General features: G+C 46.9%; 11 protein-coding genes and 3 tRNA genes. 10 read left to right on the top strand and 4 right to left on the bottom strand.

Features of this window, described 5'->3' with window-relative positions; all coding sequences use genetic code 11:
• Nucleotides 1–118 precede the first annotated feature (118 nt).
• Entirely contained in the window at nucleotides 119–448 is a 330-nt protein-coding gene (locus tag ACSTTG_RS14235; RefSeq protein ID WP_438459389.1) for a TusE/DsrC/DsvC family sulfur relay protein, read from the top strand.
• 53 nt (nucleotides 449–501) lie between these two features.
• Here the strand turns inward: ACSTTG_RS14235 and yccX are convergent, their stop codons facing one another.
• Nucleotides 502–774 (bottom strand): acylphosphatase, encoded by a 273-nt coding sequence (yccX, locus tag ACSTTG_RS14230; RefSeq protein ID WP_438459390.1) that lies wholly within the window; start codon nucleotides 772–774, stop codon nucleotides 502–504.
• 170 nt (nucleotides 775–944) lie between these two features.
• Here yccX and ACSTTG_RS14225 point away from each other — a divergent pair, with 170 nt between their 5' ends.
• From ACSTTG_RS14225 to ACSTTG_RS14210, 4 genes are all read left to right on the top strand, one after another.
• On the top strand, nucleotides 945–2,138 hold the full coding sequence (locus ACSTTG_RS14225) for a class I SAM-dependent methyltransferase (RefSeq protein ID WP_438475298.1): 1,194 nt from the start codon (nucleotides 945–947) through the stop codon (nucleotides 2,136–2,138).
• 168 nt (nucleotides 2,139–2,306) lie between these two features.
• Nucleotides 2,307–2,383: transfer RNA gene (locus ACSTTG_RS14220), tRNA-Val, on the top strand.
• Nucleotides 2,384–2,423: 40 nt separating this feature from the next.
• Nucleotides 2,424–2,500: transfer RNA gene (locus ACSTTG_RS14215), tRNA-Val, on the top strand.
• Nucleotides 2,501–2,535: 35 nt separating this feature from the next.
• A tRNA-Val gene (locus ACSTTG_RS14210) sits at nucleotides 2,536–2,612 on the top strand.
• Between the two features lie 263 nt (nucleotides 2,613–2,875).
• Here the strand turns inward: ACSTTG_RS14210 and ACSTTG_RS14205 are convergent.
• The 3 genes from ACSTTG_RS14205 to ACSTTG_RS14195 all read right to left on the bottom strand — a co-directional run bounded on the left by ACSTTG_RS14205 (nucleotide 2,876) and on the right by ACSTTG_RS14195 (nucleotide 11,298).
• Complete coding sequence (locus ACSTTG_RS14205) at nucleotides 2,876–4,585, bottom strand: class I SAM-dependent methyltransferase (RefSeq protein WP_438475297.1); 1,710 nt, start codon at nucleotides 4,583–4,585, stop codon at nucleotides 2,876–2,878.
• Between the two features lie 126 nt (nucleotides 4,586–4,711).
• Nucleotides 4,712–9,946, bottom strand: coding sequence for a RecQ family ATP-dependent DNA helicase (locus tag ACSTTG_RS14200; RefSeq protein WP_438475296.1), 5,235 nt, complete (start codon nucleotides 9,944–9,946; stop codon nucleotides 4,712–4,714).
• A 656-nt stretch (nucleotides 9,947–10,602) separates the two neighbouring features.
• Entirely contained in the window at nucleotides 10,603–11,298 is a 696-nt protein-coding gene (locus ACSTTG_RS14195) for a GntR family transcriptional regulator (RefSeq protein WP_438459393.1), read from the bottom strand.
• Nucleotides 11,299–11,431: 133 nt separating this feature from the next.
• Between ACSTTG_RS14195 and tcuA the strand changes: the two genes are divergently transcribed.
• The 5 genes from tcuA to ACSTTG_RS14170 all read left to right on the top strand — a co-directional run bounded on the left by tcuA (nucleotide 11,432) and on the right by ACSTTG_RS14170 (nucleotide 17,331).
• Nucleotides 11,432–12,820: an FAD-dependent tricarballylate dehydrogenase TcuA gene (gene tcuA / locus ACSTTG_RS14190; protein ID WP_438475295.1), complete on the top strand. Its 1,389-nt coding sequence runs from the start codon at nucleotides 11,432–11,434 to the stop codon at nucleotides 12,818–12,820.
• Nucleotides 12,804–13,937 (top strand): tricarballylate utilization 4Fe-4S protein TcuB, encoded by a 1,134-nt coding sequence (gene tcuB, locus ACSTTG_RS14185; protein WP_438475294.1) that lies wholly within the window; start codon nucleotides 12,804–12,806, stop codon nucleotides 13,935–13,937. Before tcuA ends, tcuB begins: the two co-directional genes overlap by 17 nt.
• 234 nt (nucleotides 13,938–14,171) lie before the next feature.
• Nucleotides 14,172–14,837 (top strand): response regulator transcription factor, encoded by a 666-nt coding sequence (locus tag ACSTTG_RS14180; RefSeq protein WP_438459396.1) that lies wholly within the window; start codon nucleotides 14,172–14,174, stop codon nucleotides 14,835–14,837.
• Nucleotides 14,838–14,851: 14 nt separating this feature from the next.
• Nucleotides 14,852–16,273, top strand: coding sequence for a sensor histidine kinase (locus ACSTTG_RS14175; RefSeq protein WP_438475292.1), 1,422 nt, complete (start codon nucleotides 14,852–14,854; stop codon nucleotides 16,271–16,273).
• Nucleotides 16,273–17,331 (top strand): ABC transporter substrate-binding protein, encoded by a 1,059-nt coding sequence (locus ACSTTG_RS14170; protein WP_438475291.1) that lies wholly within the window; start codon nucleotides 16,273–16,275, stop codon nucleotides 17,329–17,331. The genes ACSTTG_RS14175 and ACSTTG_RS14170 overlap by 1 nt, the downstream gene beginning before the upstream one ends.
• Nucleotides 17,332–17,403 lie beyond the last annotated feature (72 nt).

Raw genomic sequence — 17,403 nt, 5'->3', positions numbered from 1 at the left:
TTTTGATTGGATGTTAATCAAACTGTTACCAAGCCCGAGCCTAGCTCGGGCTTTTTGTTTTCATCCGTATCAATAGCGATTACACTGACAAGACGGAACACAAACACTGCAACTGACTATGTTCGTATACAAAGACAAATCAATCGAAACCGATGCTCAGGGCTACCTTCTAAATCACAAAGATTGGGAGCCAGAGATGATCGAGACCCTGGCAGAAATGGAAGGCATTGAGCTCACTGAAGCCCACCTTGAAGTGGTGCACTTCGTGCGCGCCTTTTATGAAGAGTTCAACACATCCCCTGCTGTGCGCATGCTGGTTAAGGCGATGGAAAAGAAATACGGCCCAGAAAAAGGCAACAGCAAGTACCTGTTCAAGCTGTTTAAACAAGGCCCTGCTAAGCAAGCAACTAAGCTCGCCGGCTTACCAAAACCGGCTAAGTGCTTGTAAAAAAACCTTGCCCGTAAACATCGACGGCTAGCCGCTGCGCTGGCCGTCTCCAATTACTGGATCTCAAATCCGCGCATTTCTACTAGAGCAACAGGCTCACTGACCACAGAATCAACACTCGCGGTTCTTGGCCCGTCGCTCAACCAAACCTCGAGCTGCTCCACAGCGCCGTCATCACCGGTCGCCATCACCTCGACATTGCCATCCGCCAGATTTCGAGCATAACCATTCAACCCCAGTTTCAGCCCCTCATGGCAAGTGTGATAGCGAAAGCCCACCCCCTGTACATGGCCAGATACAATGAATTTTCTCGATACTAGCGACATCCTACTCTCCTTGCTTGCGGCGATAATGACTTGGCTATAAGTGTAGAACGACTAGAAAAACTTCGCTTACTCATTCATTTTTCGCAACTTAACTCGCAATTGTTGCTTTTGTTCTACGCTTTATACAAAATAACGCCCCATTTCTCATCTGTTTGGATACGAGCTCATTTATGAAACCAGCCATCTATCTTACCCGTGGTCGTGAAAAATCACTGCAACGCCGTCACCCATGGATCTTCTCGCGCGGCATCGAACGCGTCGAAGGTGAACCACAACTTGGCGACACGGTTGATGTGTATAGCCACAAGGGTCAATGGCTGGCAAAAGCCGCGTACTCACCAAACTCGCAGATCCGTGCGCGCGTATGGTCATTTGAGAAAACCACCATCGATCAGAGCTTCTTCGAGAAGCGCATTCGTGATGCGCTGGTTCTACGTGAAGATGTGATTGAGCGCGACGGCCTAACCGGTTTTCGCCTGATCGCGGCAGAAAACGATGGCCTGCCGGGTATTACCATCGATAAGTTCGACAACTACCTAGTGTGTCAGCTTCTCAGCGCCGGTGCGGACCTGCATCGCGATACCCTAGTCAAAGCACTACTAAGCGTCTTCCCAGAGTGCAATATCTATGAGCGCTCTGATGTTGCAATCCGCAAAAAAGAAGGCCTTGAAGAAGTCACTGGCGTACTTCACGGCGACATGCCGCCAGAGAACGTATGGATTGAAGAAAATGGCATCAAGATTGGCGTCGATATCCAAAACGGTCACAAAACCGGTTTTTACCTAGACCAACGCGATAGCCGTCAGCAATCAATGAAGTACGTCAAAGACAAAGAAGTACTGAACTGCTTCTCGTACACCGGTGGTTTTGGCCTCTATGCATTGAAAGGTGGCGCGGCGCGCGTGATCAACGCCGATGTCTCACAGCCAGCACTGGATAAAGCCAAGCAGAACGCCATCGAAAACGGTTTCGACATCTCGAAGAAACGCGCAGTATTCCTTAACGCAGACGTTTTCAAACTACTGCGTGAATACCGCGACCAAGGCACGAAATTTGATGTTGTCGTGATGGACCCACCAAAGTTCGCCGACACCAAGGCGCAGCTTAACGGTGCATGCCGCGGCTACAAAGACATCAACATGCTGGCGATGCAAATCCTAAAACCAGGCGGCACACTGCTGACCTACTCTTGCTCTGGCTTGATGGACCAAAACTTGTTCCAAAAAATCATCGCTGATGCAGCAGTCGATGCCGGTCGCTCAGTAAAATTTGTTGAACGTTTTGAGCAAGCAGCCGATCACCCGACCGATACCGCCTACCCAGAAGGTTTTTACCTCAAAGGCTTTGCGTGTAAAGTGCTGTAATCACAGTAATTCAAATCTAAATGGGCCGCAAAAGCGGCCCTTTTTACTCACTAAAGCGTACAAAATCATCACTTTGCTCACAATCAAAGCAAACAGTCATAAAAAAGCAATTTTGTACTTGCGCCTCCCCCAAGCAATCGCTAATATTCATCTCGTTCCCAAGGAAATGCGTCCGTAGCTCAGTTGGTTAGAGCACCACCTTGACATGGTGGGGGTCGGTGATTCGAGTTCACTCGGACGCACCATTTCCTACTACTTATTAAGTAGTTGAACGCAAGAAAATGTGGGTCCGTAGCTCAGTTGGTTAGAGTACTACCTTGACATGGTAGGGGTCGGCGATTCGAGTTCGCCCGGACCCACCACTTCTTGTTGCATAGTCATTCAGGAACAACATTCTGGATCCGTAGCTCAGTTGGTTAGAGTACCGCCTTGACATGGCGGGGGTCGGCGATTCGAGTTCGCCCGGATCCACCATATTCGTTCTTATAGAACAATGACAAAGCCCGCTTTTTAGCGGGCTTTGTTGTATTTGGCGCTGCTATCAAATTAGGGCTTTTGCACACAGAAACCTTACGCTATATAAAGCCGACTACCCTACTTCTGCTCCCAAATGTTTCATTAGTCAAAAGACGACAATAAGGGGGAATTATTCATTCTCCAAACTAAGCACTATCTATACCACTAGTTACTTAACCTGAGACCCTCAACGACCGAACCAATTAACATAAAGTATTTCCTCACCACTCAGAAACAAGTAAGCGGCTCTTTACCCCTCGTATTTGCAAACCTAGTGCCTCGAACACTTGCTCAAAGTCATCACAATCTGCTGTTAAGTTGGGTAATGAGAGTGTTGCCTCGATAAAAAACCTCTGCTGATAATGGGAGTCACTCCCCCAGGCCATCTGCCACCAATCTAGGATTCTTGCTCTTGATTCGTGAAGGCGCTTAGCCCTGGGGACTCGGTCACTCTTACGCCGGTTTTCATCCGTGGTGGCTGGCAGCAAATTCCACTTGTCATTATTTGGCCAATGAGCAAAGGGAAGACAATGATCTACATCGAACTGGCTGGTTAGCTGCGTATTACTCCAAACACTATTTATCTCCATCCCATTTGCTCTCAATTCACCAACTCGTGTGCGAACTTCCCTCGTATCACGCGTAGGGTCTATCCAAACCAGGCAATCGTAATAGGTCTGAAGCTTTATATCACGTGCCCTATTCAGTTCGAAGCGCTGCATCTCCTTAATCCATTGATTGACTACCAGAGGCTCAATCCAAGAATGGTAAAGTCGAAAACAGTCCCAAAGCCGCTCATCGAGAACAAACTGACCGAAGCTAGAGAATAAGTCATTGTCCAATATTACCGTGCTCAAACGCTTCCTGCGCTTGGCTGGTGATTGCAAATCAAACAATCGATTGTGTCTTTCGCCTTGATAGATATAAGTGACTGGTCCCGCTTTGATGGTAGCTAACGTCTGGCTAAGCAATTTTTGCAATGCAATGGCTTCTTCCCCGACAAAGAGCGCTCCAATCGAATAATCATCTGCGCTGAGATGTTTGAGCTTATCCCACCCGTCTGCTTTTACAAAACCTAGGCCTTTTTCTGAGTTGGCACTCTGTTGAATTCCGGTTCCGTTAATATTAATGTCGATTAAACGCTTGAACTGTCGAACCCAATACAAAGCAATTAAACCCGCAGGAAGCGCGACCTTTCCATCACTTCGGTCGAGCACGGCGCCGGGATGGGCATCAGCAATACGTAAAAGCGTTCTTAATAAAGCAAGCTTATATGTCGCTGACTTGCTGTCATTGACGATAATCCTGCGAACAGTATTCAGATTACCGGTGCCATCGTCAGGCAGACTAATTACTACCGTCTGCCATGCAACATCTGACCTATTAAGAACGTCTGCACTATCTGACACCTTCTGAACATGAAGAGCATGATCTTTTGCTAGTGTTTTAAGCTCATCAGCAGAGACAGCATATGCTTTGCGTCCATCAGGAAACTCTCCATGGCGCAAACTAATAACTAACTTCCCATTCGGTGCTAGCAAATTTGCAAGTTTTCTAAACGCACGTCGACGGGATGATGGGACTAAATGCATCCAAACCGCACTGACTAAAATAAGATTAAAACGCATCCCCAAGCTCTGGACATTTTTCAATGCTGGTAAAGAGTCATCCAACCAAGTTACCTCGACGCCGGTACTTAGTCTGCCAATATTACGTAAAGCTTCACTCGGCTCTACGGCAATGACCTCGCAGCCACGCTGGCTCATCCAAGCAGCATCACGCCCAGAGCCAGAACCTATATCAAGTACATTAGCCCCTGACTCTGGCCAAAATTGTTGCCAAGACTGGTGTACCGATTCGAAATCGAGAGCATTGTATTGCTCGGATAACTCTTTTGCATTGTCGTTGTAGAATGAGGATGTGACTTTCATAACCAAGTGATTAGTTCCGGAAATTTATATAAACAACTGAAGGCAATAAATATAAGTACCCTAAAGAGCCAGTAATTCTAATTTAACTCTTCTTCATTTGTGATCTATTCTGATTCTCTGCGCAAATTAGGCGTTTATCGACTGCACGATATTAGACTCCACCTGAACCACTGGCACCCACCATGTTTCAACTTTTGCACCCCTCTCATACTCATTCTCAGGATCATGATGGCGTTCGATCATAGCGATAACGGTAGCAGTGTAATGTTGACGACTTAAGTTGCTGAAGTGCTCAGTGGCTTTCTGGGATAATTTGGCCACCTTTATACCATCGCTGGTGATAAATACGCCATTGGCTTCAAGCTTTAAATTGACCTGATCACCTACATTAAGCCTCCTCAAGCGCTCATGAATCAATGCATTCTCAGCCTGCCAGCATGGATAACTCAATACCAGGCTTTGAAGCCCCGAAACAGAAAATAGAGTCAGTTTTTCCAAGTACTTACTTTGATTACTGTATTCTTTGTGCAGTACCTTTTCTTCTGTTCGACTTTGCACTGCGATAATATGAGGGTTATCGCAATCTTGGCGTTGAAATAGAACCAACTGCTTCTCAGCACGGGTCATAGCCACATAATATAATCTGCGTTCATCCTCACTAGTTCCTATATCCCGACTTGCTTGCCAGTCACCATCAAGTACAAATACGTATTTGAACTCCTCACCTTTTACGCCATGAACAGTACTGAGTAACACCCCATCACCAAATCGTGTTTGGCGTTGATTTTCGCTAAGCTGCTCTTTGAATAATTGAAGGTAACGTGGTACTTCAATCAAGCCTGAACCAAATCGTGACTCCCAAGAATCAATACACTCATCAAGATACCAATGCCAATTGTTTCTTAACTCCGTAGCCGGTAACCACTGTCGTATGTTGTCAGGTGATAATCGCTCACGAACACTCACCTCAAGCTTCCTCAAAAATTCGACGACCTCTCGGACCCTATAGAGACTAATCCCATCTTTTCCTTCAAGCGCATAACAACAAGCGATATTGTGTTTCGCAAAAACACTGCGCACTTTAATCAGCACCGGTCGCTGCATCCCATGACGTGCCAGTACCGCTACTTGACGATAGTCGAACTCAGGGTCGACATTTGCGAAATGGTTGATGAACCGCACCACCTCATTAGCCTGCTGCTCGGCATTTGCACAAATAACGTTAACGACCTCTCCTCGATAGCAGTTATCTAGAACAGAAAGTGCCCCTCCAGCGGCTTGTCCTTTTCGTCGCTCATCGATGCAAATATCACGCTCGACTTTCATTCTGTCAGAGTTTAGTGAGATCAGCGCATTTGAGCTCTCAATCACATGCTTAGTCGAGCGGTAGTTTGCAGTAAGATAATGGCGAGTGGCTAAGTAATCTCGTTCGAAGCTACGAATACACGCGATATTGGCACCGCGAAAACCATATATCGACTGGTCATCATCACCGACTGCCATAATCGCGAGCTTATCATTCTCTTCTTCTAAGTGTTTGCCAGTCAATGCAAGTAACATTTTATATTGCTTGTCATCGATATCTTGATACTCATCAACCAGAACATGCTCAAGCCCGCCAAGGATAGCGGTTCGCTGAGCGTGCTCTTCTACCCCCAGCGTCACTTCCTTCCCCTCAAGTAAAGAAGTGGCATTGGTTATCAGATCATCAAAATTCAAGTTATCGACTTTATCTGGCTCAATGCTTATTCCAGCAAGACGCATGGCTAAGCCATGAAAGGTATGGACACGGATTACCCGCGCAGGCTTGCCAATAAGGCCAATAAGACGCTGGTGTAAACTGGCAGCGGCATTGTGGTTGTAGCAGAGCACAAGTATTTTATCTGCTGGCACCTGCTCGACCCGCATTAGGTAAGCAATTCGATGGACAATGACCTTGGTTTTTCCTGAACCTGGGCCCGCTAAAACCAATTGGTTGCTATCAATTTTGGCGGTAACTATATTTTCTTGAGCCTTATTATTGAGCGAAGTGACTATCTGCTTCCATGCTTCCTGGCTACAGGCAAGTTCGAGTATCTTCTTTCGACTTTTGAAATATTGGCCAATAAACGATTCACTTTCTTTTGAAAAGTAGTCTTTTACGAGCTCTTGAGCTTGGGATAATTTGCGCAGAGCAACGTTGGCGTATTCCAGCATGACATGTACTTGTATAATTTTTTGCGCGTAGTGATGTGAGAGATCTTTATAGTCCCGTTTTAAATAGCGATCCGTGTTCTCAAGAGAAACCTTGATCTCCATAGCTTGTTTAAACACAGCCATTCCATTTTGCAAACGAATAGCCCCAAGTGCATTGAGAAACAATAGAGCTCGTTGAATTCCATCAACCAAAATTTCTCGCTGGCGAACAGGTGTTTTGTCAGCGAGGCTAGATGTAATTTCCAGATCTTCTTTCAGTTGCGGCATTAACTCTTCAATTGAGAACTCACACAAAATGAATTTTTGTGCAGACGCCTGCTCGGGCGGCAATCGCAAATACAAAGCCTCGATCACACGTTGGGTATAGAGTTGGCGACGCTCAATGATCTGTTTTATCAGGCACCAAGGCCGGTTAACTTGGACCCTCAATGTATCTTGAGATATTGTTTTAAAGCTGACTGAGCCATTTTTTTGGCTTATTTTTCCATCCTCAGCCCACTCCGAGAAAATACGTCGTAATAGGTGTGTCGAACTCTTTTGGTTGTGCTTCTCTGCCCACGTATTTAATTGTCTTAGGTCAACGATTTGAACACCATCGTCACTCGCGTCCGGGGCTAGTTCTTGAATATGTGATAACACCATCAACTCAAGACGACAGGCTAACTCAAAGGCTCTGAGGCTATTATTGCGCCCCTTTGGGCAGACAAAGGCGGTCAGTAGGAAGCCTTTACTAACTAATCCAACATCAGCCATTTGAGAAAGGGTTTTCATCACAACATCAGGGGTAATGTCGGAAGCTATTTTCCGCTCTTTGTAGAGTTGTGAGAGCTCGACCATCAAATCATCAGCGCTTAAGCCCTTGTCAGCATCGGTATTAATTAAAGCGTGTGCGATGTGTTCCCATCGTTGTGCTGCAGGGTATGAGAGGCCAAGTTTTTCAATAGTCTCCACTGCTTGCTCGACACTTGAGTACTTCGGCTTTCCCTGAAATACACTGGTTACATTATCCTCTCTTGAGAGTAAGTTGGCTCGCTCAAGTGAAGCAATGGCGGTTTTTACTTTGGTATCGGCCATCTTATCGTCAAGCTCAATACTGTTGGTCTCCGAGCCTAACAGCTCTCTTGACGTCGCAACGACCGTGCCGTTCGTGACTCGAGCTCGGCCGCGGAGCTCCTTTAATATCGCGCTAATATCCCTATGACGGACTTCGCTCATCTTGAGCATATGGAACTGCTGTTCAATATCTTGCTGGTCAAACAGCAAAACACAGTTAGCGGCTTGGGTATCCCTGCCAGCCCTGCCAGCTTCTTGGAGGTAATTTTCTAACGAGCCAGGTATCTCATAATGGATGACTAAGCGGACATCCTCTTTATCAATCCCCATACCAAATGCATTGGTCGCAACGATAACTCGTGTTTTACTTGCCAAAAATCGCTCAAGGATCGAGACTTTGTCAACTGTATCTAGACCAGCATGAAAGGCTTCAACCGTCAGCTCCTGATGTTGTTCTAACAGATCTGACAGCTCTTGTGTATGTTTACGTGTGGCACAAAAAATGACGCAGCAACCTTTTTGGCCGTCAGCAAAGTACTGTTCTAGCAAGTTAAGAATATGTTCAAGCTTACTATGTCCAGGAGTCTCAATTACCTCATACTGAAGATTGGTCCGGTCCGCACCACCATCAAACTCAGTTAACTCAATATCAAGATGGTGATTGAAATGGTCACAAATATCCTCAATCACATCTAGTTTGGCCGTCGCTGTAAAACAAAACACTGGCGCAGGCGCAGTATTCTGCTCGTCGGCAATTCGCTTAATGACTTTAGCGCAGTACTGATAATCCGGTCGAAAATCATGCCCCCACTTAGATAAACAGTGCGCCTCATCGAATACCCAAGCACCTATTTGGCGAATCTCCAAGGCTTTCTTAACATTACGGTTTCTAAGTTGTTCTGGAGATAAATACAAAATGGCAGTATCGCCCATTCTGATCCTTTCCAACGCATAAGCACGTTCTGGCATCGTTAACATACCGTAGACGGCATCAACATTTTCCAAGCCAACTTTGTTTTTTAAACCATCAACCTGATCTTTCATCAAAGACTGCAGGGGCGAAATCACTATCGTCAGTGAGCCATTGCGACAATTTCTTACTAACGCGGGCAGCTGATAACATAAGCTTTTACCCCCTCCTGTCGGCAAAATACCTAAGCTTGACTCCCCCTCCATGCCCGCTTTGACAATCTGTCTTTGCAATGGCCGATTATCTGGAAGTGGTCGAAAACTATCAAATCCAAAGTAACGCTCAAGCCAACGTTCAGGGCTATGGTTTTCAGCGCACCAAGGGCAGCTCTCATCTCCGCAATGCCGATTGCGCAACTGGTCGAGAATCACTTTGACTTGAGGAAAACGCCGCCAAACCCATGGTGGAAGAACCGAGTTACCGCCACTCACCTGCAGCCAGGCGAGCACATAAGCAAAAGCAATGTTGGAAGCAGACATACTCATAAGGCTTTGGTACTGATTTGGGCAACATTTGTCTGAGCAAAGCTCCCCAATCGTGATACTCAAGTTATTTGAACTCATTGGGGCCGCCAAACCCGACTTGATGTCTTGCTGAGCTTTAGGTACTTCACGAGCAAAAATACTCTCGAACAATAAGCAAACACCTCGCATATTGTCATCCATTTTAAACAGCTCATGGTAAGTTTCTATCAGCGAGGGAGATGCCTTGTATTGCTCGATGAACTCAGATGTTTGATCTTTGAATACGGCCAGAGTAAGGCGTGCATCTTCAACGGGGTTGTTATAGCTATCTTTGACTATTTTGTAATCTTTGATCAAGCGGTGATACGGGTTTTTCGGAAAGGCGAGTGGGCTTAAATATAAAGTATCGATGACTGGAAGATCTGCTAACGCCTTAATTTTATCTCCAAAGCGATGTTTCAACCAAGAGAGATCATGGTCTAGAATATTGTGGCCCAGTAAGACATCTGCTTTATGGGCCAGGGGAAGTAGTTTTTCTAGCATCAAAGCATCATCTCGCTTGATATCGAGAGTTTCTATCTCTTCACCATTTCGCTCGAGAACGGCTCCAATATGTTGGCAGTATTTCCCATCCTTGGTAATTTCTAGATCTAAGCTGAGAACACTGTATTTCTGCATCTATCCCCCGAAGAATTTATTCTGTGCACCATGAGCACCTTCATATAATCTCAATATTTTTTATTTTAAAACCAATAATTTATAGTCAACATACAAAACGTGACTACCATCAACTTAATTTGCTTGTTACCCGTTTTATGGGCTTTTTGAGTCACTCACAGTGCTTTTATGCAACTGTATATGTACGGCTCCATGGTGAATTACATGAGGTTTTCGACAAAATGGGAGTAAACAAGAGTGTTGGTCTACGAAGGCTGGAGAATCAGCACTTATTTGAAACTCTATTGCAAATTAAGTCACTCATTTTTTGGGTGGTATAAATGAAAAAAGACGACCAACACCTTAAAACTCGGATAGAGTGGGAGTTGGCTAATGCGACCGATGAAGCCACCGGTTTCGTTTGTAGAGTAGCTAAGAAACTGTTTTCAATAGATATAACCCAAATTTCCTCGAGTTCTGTGCTTCAAGGTCGATATATATTTCTTTGTAACATTCTAATTTTTGGGAATTTTTACTTCACATATGTGCGTTTAGCAATGAAATTACCTTAACTATCCAGAGCATGCTAAAAAACCAACAAATTGCATGGTCATCCTTAAGTGGCGTGGTGTAAAACCAATTTCCTTTCGCCTATCACTGACGAACCTAGCTTGTGCTCACCCTAGAGAACTAAACTCAACCTGAGCCGCCCTTTGCATCCGCATTCTAATCCTCTGCGACTGCTGAATATGATACCTAGCAGCTTGCTCAGCTTTATCCCCATCTCTCAATCGAATTGCATCGATAATGGCTTGGTGCTCTTGATAGGCGGTTTGTGTGCGGTCATCGACTTGCAAGGTTGTCTTGCCTAACAGAGGTAAGGCGTTTGATAACGAGTTTAAAGCGTCCACTAAGTATCGGTTGTTTGCCGCTCGGTATAAGGCTTGGTGAAACAGGCGGTTCGCTTCGGCGACTTTGACTGGGTCATCGGCGTGGCTGAGCATGATGTCGTTAAGGTCTTCTAGCTCTGCAAGTTCAATCTCATTGGCATGTCTGGCAGCGTAACGCGCCGCTGTGCCCTCGAGAACTTCGCGCACTTCATACAGCTCGACTACCTCTTTTTGCTCGAGCTGTTTGATCACCGCGCCCTGCCTTGGCATGTGGATCAACAGCCCATCACTTTCCAAGCGACGAATGGCGTCTCTTACCGGTGTTCGGCTGATGCCGAGCTTTTCGGCAATCTCAATCTCTCTAACTCTCGTGCCTGGCGTGAGCTCACCATGACGGATCGCGTGCAATAGCTTTTGATAGGCAACTTCTGATCGGGATTGATTATGTTTTTTCTCTTGTGCCATGTCGACCTCGGCCTTCATCTGGCAGTGCGCCAGATCTCAGTTGTAAATATTTTGTTACTGCAAACTTGACACAGTAATCGAATAGTTTCAAGCTAAATATACAATTGTATACAATCGTACACAATAAAACCCAAGAACAAGGAAGTATCGAATGAGCTTTGCAAAAGAGTATTACGATGTGATTGTTGCTGGCGGCGGTCAGGCCGGGATTGTTGCGGCTATTGTTGCGGCAGAAAAAGGGGCCAAGGTGTGTGTGCTAGAGGGCGCGCCGAAAACCCATCGTGGTGGTAACACGCGACATACGCGTAACTTACGCCCCATGCATGACGGACCAATGTCGGTTTTGAGCGGTACCTATGATGAAGAAGAGTATTGGCAAGATCTGATGCGGGTTACCAAAGGCAAAACCAATGAAGAGTTGGCGCGATTAACCCTGCATCGCTCGACAGAGGCCGTTGATTGGCTTGAGCAGCGTGGGGTTCAGTTTCAACCTCCTCTTGGTGGTACGCTTCATCTCGGCCGCACCAATGCTTTTTTTATGGGTGGAGGCAAACAGCTAGCCAACGCCTTGTATCGACATGCAGAGCAGCTCGGGATTGAAATCCACTATGATGCCATGGTCACCGACATTGAGATCACCGATGGCCAGTTTCAAAGTGTTGCTGTTGGCGAGCGCACTCTCAAGGGAAAAACCTTTGTTGCTGCGGCCGGCGGGTTTGAAGCCAATGTTGAATGGCTCAAAGAGGCTTGGGGGGACATCGCTGAAAACTTCCTAATTCGGGGGACGCCATACAACAAAGGCACCTTACTAAAAATGCTACTCAACTCTGGGGTGAATTCGATTGGTGAGCCTAACCAATGTCATGCGGTGGCTATCGATGGTCGAGCCCCACAATTTGACGGCGGGATCTGTACCCGAGTGGACTGCGTTTCGCTCGGAATCGTAGTGAATAAGCACGCCAAGCGCTTTTATGATGAAGGTGAGGATTTTTGGCCTAAGCGCTACGCGATATGGGGCCGACTTGTGGCTGCCCAACCAGATCAGATTGCCCACGTGATTATCGATAGCAAGGCGAAAGGCTCCTTTATGCCCCCGGTTTTTCCTGCGGTTACCGCCAACTCTCTTGAGGAGTTAGCCGAAAAAGTCGGGTTGGATGTTAAGACCTTTACTGACACGGTAAGCCAGTTCAATCAAGCAGTTCAACCGGGTGAGTTTGACCATACCGAGCTCGACCAAGTTCATACCAAGGGGCTTGAAGTTAATAAAACCAACTGGGCGCGCGCCATCGACACCCCACCCTTTTATGCCTACTCACTCAAGCCTGGGATCACCTTTACCTACCTCGGCGTCGAAGTGAACGACAAAGCCCAGATGAAAATGTCCGATGGCAAGGTGGCTGACAATCTCTTCGCCGCAGGTGAAATTATGGCGGGTAACGTATTAGGCCAGGGGTATTTAGCCGGTATAGGAATGACCATAGGGAATGTATTTGGACGAATAGCAGGAAGCGAGGCCGCCGATTATGCGATCAACAATTAAAGTAAAAGAAGTCGATAGAGTGATGACCATCTGCAATGCGTGTCGCTACTGCGAGGGACATTGCGCCGTGTTTCAGGCCATGGAGCTGAGACTGGAGTTTAATTCAGACAACCTAGACTACCTGTCTAATCTTTGTCACAACTGCGGGGCATGCTATCACAACTGCCAATACGCCCAGCCTCACGAGTTTGAATTGAATGTACCGGGTGCCATGGCAGAGCTTAGAGAGGAGACCTATGCCCAATACGCTTGGCCGAACTTTATGGGGGTCGCGTTTAAAAACAATGGCCTTTGGGTCACCGCCTTGCTGCTCTTTTTGGTCAGTGCTTTTGTACTACTTACTGCATTTTTTACTGGCGACAGCTTTTTCAGTGCGCACGAAAATGCGTTCTATGGCGTCATTTCTCATAATGCCCTTGTTGCGGTGTTCGGCACAGTGGCACTGTTTGTTGCGATTGCAATGACCATGTCCATCATTAACTTCTGGAAAGTCATGCGCCTGCCTGCCCCGTGGCGACTTGATTGGCGTATCGTGGGTAAAGGCGTCAAAGATGCCCTGACGCTCAAATACCTAGATGGTGGCAATGGCCAAGGCTGCTCTTACCCTTCTGAAAAGCCTTCGATGGCACGTCGCTATTTCCATCAAATGACGTTCTGGGGCTTTATGTTGTGCTTTGCGGCCACATCAAGTGCTACCGTCATGCACTACGCACTCGCGCTACCCGCACCTTATGATTACATTAGCTTGCCTAAGCTGTTTGGCGTTTTGGGTGGCATTGGCCTTATTGTTGGCCCAATTGGACTGATGACATTAAAGCGCCAAGCGATTGCAGACACCAAAGGCAAGACCAATAAAGGGATGGACACCAGCTTCTTGATGCTACTGCTTCTGACCAGTGTCTCGGGGCTTGGTCTGATGTTAGTCCGTGACACCGACTGGGTCGGTATCACACTGACTCTTCACCTAGGCATCGTTCTGACGCTATTTTTAACCATGCCCTACGGTAAGTTTGTTCACGGATTTTATCGACTCATCGCCATCATTACTTTTGTGGTAGAAAAGGAGCGTCACGCTGCGATTGTCGGCGCCGATACGCCAGAGCAGCAAACAGTCTAGAAAACTGGCCCTAGCTACGTCTCAAAATACAGTGCCTCAAAAAACAACGCCTCAAAATGAATCCACTTTTGGGGCGTTTTTTGTGTCTCATCACCTTTGTTATCAAATCACTCATCATAAGCGTGAGCGTTTTGGCAGAGGAACTGTTTGCGACAATGTAAACTAATCGTTAACAGCGCATCATTAGTGAACAACAGGTCTTAAATTAACACGCAACCGACACACGGAGGCTGGATGAGAGTATTAGTTGTTGAAGACGATCGAATGATCAGCCAAGCGATTGAGCAGCGTTTTACTGACCTTGGCCATGGCGTGGATTGCGCCTATGACGGTGATGTCGCGTACGCGATGGTCAGTCATACTCCCTTTGACTTAATTATCCTTGACCTGAACTTGCCTTATAAATCTGGCGAGCAAATTACCAAGCGAATTCGTCAGATTTCCGATACTCCCACCTTAATTCTGACGGCGAGAAGCGATGTTTTTGACAGGATCAACCTGCTTGATCTCGGCGCAGATGACTATCTGACCAAGCCTTTTGATTTTGGTGAGCTAGAAGCGCGCTGCCGAGCGATCGTGCGCCGCCGCCAAGGCAGTGACCACAACGTGATCACTTATGGTGATATTGAGTTTGATAGCGTCAGCTGCTCCGTCAAGGTGAAGGGTCAACCGATTGAGCTCAAGCAGCGAGAGTTCCGACTATTGGAAGTCTTCATTACCCACTTGAATCGCGTGATGAGCAAAGAGGAGTTAATCGAGCATCTCTACGGCTATAGCACTGCGCCCAACCTCAATGCAATCGAAACCTATGTCGGTCGCTTACGAAAATCCCTCAGTGGGAGCAGTGTCGAGATCAAAACACTGCGTGGGCTCGGTTACGTGCTTAACAACGCCAGTTGAACGCCAGAGGTGTGATGTTTTTCTCTACTCGCTCACTAAGATTTCAACTGTTAGTCGCTGCCACCCTTTCTTTATGTGTGGTCGCGATCTTCGCGCTTATGGGAGTCAAGCGCTACGCCTATAACGCCGCTCAAATGACCTTTGACCAACGCCTCAGTAGCGCGGCATTACAGATCATCGACCACGTTCACTTTAATAATCTCAGCTTTAGTGTCGACATTCCGTTTTCAGCGTTTAAAAGCCTGACCGACTCTCCACATGATCGGGTGTTTTATTTAGTGACGACCAATGATCTCCAAGTCGTGACCGGTTATGAGCAGCTCCTCGACGACCCTACTGTAAGAGAACAAATCTCGCAGCACAAAATTCGCCTCGAGCCACAGCCCGATTACTTCTATCTCGATTTTATGGGCGAGTCCGTCAGGTTTAGCCTTGTCAGTCGCGCTATCAATACCATGCAAGGACAAGTAAGCGTTTACGCGGTTCTGGGACAAACTCTGCAATCGCGCATCGACTGGGAAGCTGAGATATCCAGTCACGCCCTCAAAATGCTCCTAGTAGTGATTGTCTGCTCACTGCTGGTGATCACCGCGCTAATTTGGCAGGTGTTAAAACCCGTCAATGAAATCAACCGCAAAATCGCCAAACGATCCAACCTCGACCTAACCCCTATCTCGGTTGATGGCCCGCAAGAGATTAACCATCTCATCGAAACCATCAATGTCTTTATGGCCCAACTCGACGGGACATTGAATAACCTCAAAAGCTTCACCAGTGAGGCGGCCCACCAGCTCAAAACGCCTATTGCAGGTATCAAAGCCCAACTTGATGTTGCTCAGGATAAAGTAACTGATCCAGAGGCCCTAACCTATATCCAAAAAATATCGCACTCAAACGAGCACCTTGAGCGTACGGTGTTTCAGTTGCTCAACCACGCGACGATCAAGCACCGCTATCGTCGGGTTGAACCGGTTGAGATTAATTTCAATCGACTGGTTAAGCAATGCTGTCGAGAGCTGGCAATCAATGCCCTGCAAAGAAACATTGAACTTCACTATGACGAGTCGGTTGAATTTACCCTAAGGGGCGACGAGTTTGCCCTGTCGCAAATGCTCAATAACCTAATCGAAAATGCGATCAAATACTCGCCAAAAGGAGGCCGTGTTGAGGTTGAAGTCATGGTGATAGGTACCAAGGCAACCCTGACCATTCGTGATTATGGCGAGGGGATTGCTGACCAAGATAAGCCCTTAGTATTTGAGCGTTTTTATCGCAGCCCGAACGCGACGGCTGGGGGAACTGGGCTTGGCATGAGTATCGCGCTGGATGTGGCAGAAAAAACCAATGGCAGATTAATCTTGTTGGACACCTTGCCACATGGTCTCACCGTCCAGCTGCAGTTTCCTTTCTCCTATTGGCAAGAGGTGAAAAACTGATGCGCTTTCTCCCAATGCTATTTACTCTATGCGTTTGTGTTTGCTTTTCCGACGTACAAGCAAAACCGAGCTTTAAGCGTGAGCCTTTAAACACGTCAACACTCAAGGTGCACGCTGCCGCTTACTTGTCTGAGATGCAACCTTTACTGAGCGATTTTGAGCGGCGCAATCCCGATATCAAAATTGACTACACGGCGCTGAGCAGTAATGTGCTGACGCAACTCATTCGAGAGCAATCTAGCCCTCAACCCGATGTCACGATCAGCTCAGTAATGGATCAGCAAATTCGCCTAGTCAATGATGGCTTTGCCCTAGCTTATCACTACCCTAACCAACAAGTACTCCCGCCCTGGACGCACTGGCGCGATGAGCTGTACGGATTCAGCTACGAGCCCGCGGTGATTGTGTTTAACAAAACATTTTTAGACGGCAAACGTACCCCAACCAACCGAGTGGAACTGATTCATTTTATTCGTCGATACAGTGATGAGCTGCAGGCGAAAATTGGACTGTTTGATATCCGTAAGGTGGGTATGGGGTATCTGCTTTGGTCCTTTGAGCGGGCCCAGGCCACCAACTATGGTCAGTTTCTTGAGCTATTTAACTCTCACGACGCTCGTACGTTCAACAGCTCGGCCGCCATGCTTGAGGCCGTGAGCCGCGGCGACATAGCCATGGCCTATAACATTGTGGGGTCCTACGCCAAAACCTTTGCCAAGAGCAATAACAATGTCGTGATTGTTTCGGCTTCAGACTATACCCCGGTGATCATTCGTAGTGTATTCATCAACCGAACTACTGACAAAGCGCATCAAGCCCAGCGATTTATCAATTATCTGCTCTCTTATCAGGGGCAAAAAGTCATGGCAGAGCAAACCAACATGCCGCCAATTCGAACCGACATCGAGAGCGAAAATGCCGCGCATTTTATGAGGCATCGCTACGCAGAACAGCTCAAACCCCTGCCACTGGATGTGAGCTTGTTAGTCATTTCCGACCAAAGTAAGAAGAAAATTGTGATTTCCGAATGGGAAAACGCACTTAAAGACTACGAATAATCATCATGTCAGCTTAGCGACAGGTTCATTTCTTACCCTCACTTCACAGGCTGCCATAGAGCAGCAAGTCAA

The organism is Vibrio glycogenivorans, from assembly GCF_051660965.1.
In the GTDB taxonomy this organism is placed as follows: domain Bacteria; phylum Pseudomonadota; class Gammaproteobacteria; order Enterobacterales; family Vibrionaceae; genus Vibrio.
The sequence above is the reverse complement of the archived record's forward strand: the minus strand, read 5'-3'. Positions and strand labels throughout refer to the sequence as shown.